Source organism: Moraxella caprae DSM 19149, from assembly GCF_000426885.1.
In the GTDB taxonomy this organism is placed as follows: domain Bacteria; phylum Pseudomonadota; class Gammaproteobacteria; order Pseudomonadales; family Moraxellaceae; genus Moraxella; species Moraxella caprae.
This window is the reverse complement of the sequence record NZ_AUGF01000094.1, coordinates 1-2,271: the sequence shown is the minus strand read 5'-3', so window position 1 is coordinate 2,271 and position 2,271 is coordinate 1. Positions and strand designations below refer to the sequence as shown.

Annotated in this window: 2 protein-coding genes; both read left to right on the top strand. The window is 40.8% G+C overall.

Annotated features, from left to right (window positions below; translation table 11 throughout):
- Window positions 1-213: 213 nt before the first annotated feature.
- Complete coding sequence (locus tag K941_RS0112380; RefSeq protein WP_029103837.1) at window positions 214-1,323, top strand: S-(hydroxymethyl)glutathione dehydrogenase/class III alcohol dehydrogenase; 1,110 nt, start codon at window positions 214-216, stop codon at window positions 1,321-1,323.
- A 130-nt stretch (window positions 1,324-1,453) separates the two neighbouring features.
- Window positions 1,454-2,215, top strand: coding sequence for a hypothetical protein (locus K941_RS0112375; RefSeq protein WP_029103836.1), 762 nt, complete (start codon window positions 1,454-1,456; stop codon window positions 2,213-2,215).
- The last annotated feature ends 56 nt before the right edge of the window (window positions 2,216-2,271 follow it).

The window sequence follows — 2,271 nt, the reverse complement described above, 5'->3', positions numbered from 1 at the left end:
CCGAGCTTGTTGAGGGGTGGCGGAAAACCGTTATGGTTCGACAAGCTCACCACGAACGGTTTTCCTTATTTTTGGGTTTTGCAGGAAGTCTAATGTATTTTTAGAATATCACAAAATCTAATACCCACTTATCACAATTATCAATTAGCCAAAATATCTATAACGCCTTATAATATTTGCCATTTTCGCAATCAGGTATCCACAATGAATACAATCAAATCCCGTGCGGCAGTAGCATTTGCCCCTAATAAACCCTTAAAAATCGTAGAAATTGATGTGCAGCGCCCCAAAAAAGGCGAAGTGTTGGTCAAAATTACCCACACAGGCGTGTGCCACACCGACGCCTTTACCCTATCAGGAGCAGACCTAGAAGGCTTGTTCCCTGTCGTGCTGGGACACGAAGAGGCAGGCGTGGTAGTGGAAGTGGGCGAAGGCGTAGAGAGCGTGGCGGTGGGAGACCACGTCATTCCGCTTTACACCGCAGAATGTGGCGAGTGCGAATTTTGTCAATCTAACAAAAGCAATCTGTGCGTATCGGTGCGAGCCACGCAAGGGCAAGGCGTAATGCCAGACGGCACGAGCCGTTTTTCTTATAATGGCGAGCCGATTTATCACTATATGGGCTGTTCCACTTTTAGCGAATACACGGTGGTGGCGGAGGTGTCGCTTGCCAAAATCAACCCCAAAGCCAATCCCCAAGAAGTGTGCTTGCTTGGCTGTGGTGTAACCACAGGCATTGGGGCGGTGCATAATACCGCCAAAGTGCAGGCAGGCGACTCGGTGGCGGTGTTTGGCTTAGGTGGCATTGGTTTGGCGGTGATTCAAGGGGCAAAACAGGCGAACGCTGGGCGTATTTTTGCCATTGATACCAATCCTGACAAATTTGCCCTTGCCAAAGAATTTGGGGCGACTGACTGCCTAAACCCCAATGATTTTGACAAGCCAATCCAACAAGCACTGATTGAAATGACCAAATGGGGCGTGGACCACACCTTTGAATGTATTGGCAATGTGGAAGTAATGCGACAGGCTCTCGAGTCGGCTCATCGTGGTTGGGGGCAGTCGGTGATTATTGGTGTGGCAGGGGTAGGACAAGAGATTGGCACTCGCCCATTTCAGCTCGTTACAGGGCGTACTTGGATGGGCACGGCATTTGGCGGTGTCAAAGGTCGCTCACAATTACCGCAAATGGTGGAAGATGCAATGGCAGGCAAAATTCGCCTATCGCCTTTTGTAACGCACACAATGCCCCTTGATAAAATCAATGACGCTTTTGATTTAATGCACGAGGGCAAGTCCATTCGTAGCGTGATTCATTATTGATTTGAAAATAAAAATGCCGTCTGAAATTGGAGTTTTGGGCGGTGTTTTTAATATTGAATTATGACCATTTGACCCAATAAATTGATTTGGTTTTAGCTACCATCTGTGGAGATATTGATGACAAAAAAGTATGGATAGAAAATTTGATGAGTTTTTTAATCAAATCAATCAACAAATTGAACCGATAGACTACCTGATTGAACATTCAAAACAATATGGCAATGTAGATGGCTTAAAAGAGCATATCTTTTGTCCAGAATGTCAATTGGCAAAATTAACTTTTGTACATACAGGCAAAGGCTTTCATTTAAGAACCCATCTAAATACAAAACATTTAGAAGGGTGTTATTATGATTTTGAGCATATAGATACAAAATCAGCCACAGAATTTTTTAAAAGCCTCAATAAAGAACAAATTCAAAGTAAATTGGCATCTATGATGCGTTATTTACTTAGCAATAAAAATAATATATCTGTCAGTAACAAAATAGATGCATTACAAAACAATCCGCTTTTGATTGAACAAAAAGAAAAGACTAACACACAGATAAAAGTCAGAAAGTCTCTAAGAAGGCAAAAACTGACTGGTTATATTGATGAGTCTATTGCAGGAGATTTGTATATTTTTTATGGTAATGTCAAATTGTCTGTGGAGTTATATACTTCAAAAAATAATTTTCAATATTACAAACTGATTATTAAAACAAAAAACAAGCAAGGGGAATGGCGTTATAGAACCTCTCTTTATCGTGGAAAAACCAAAGATGATATTGATGTAGATGCCATATACAAAATAGTATTTATTGGTGTTGCTAATTTTAAGGAAAATAATGAAAAAACAGGAAAATATATGAATTGTAAGAAACTCACCCGTTATTTACACTTTGTTTAAAATAAAACTCCAACCACTCATAAGGAGTAAAAGTTAAAGTTTTTCCTGTAATCTCA

Coding starts and splice junctions, on each gene's coding strand:
- K941_RS0112375 (WP_029103836.1), top strand. CDS start 1,454: ATGGATAGAAAATTTGATGAGTTTTTTAATCAAATCAATCAACAAATT.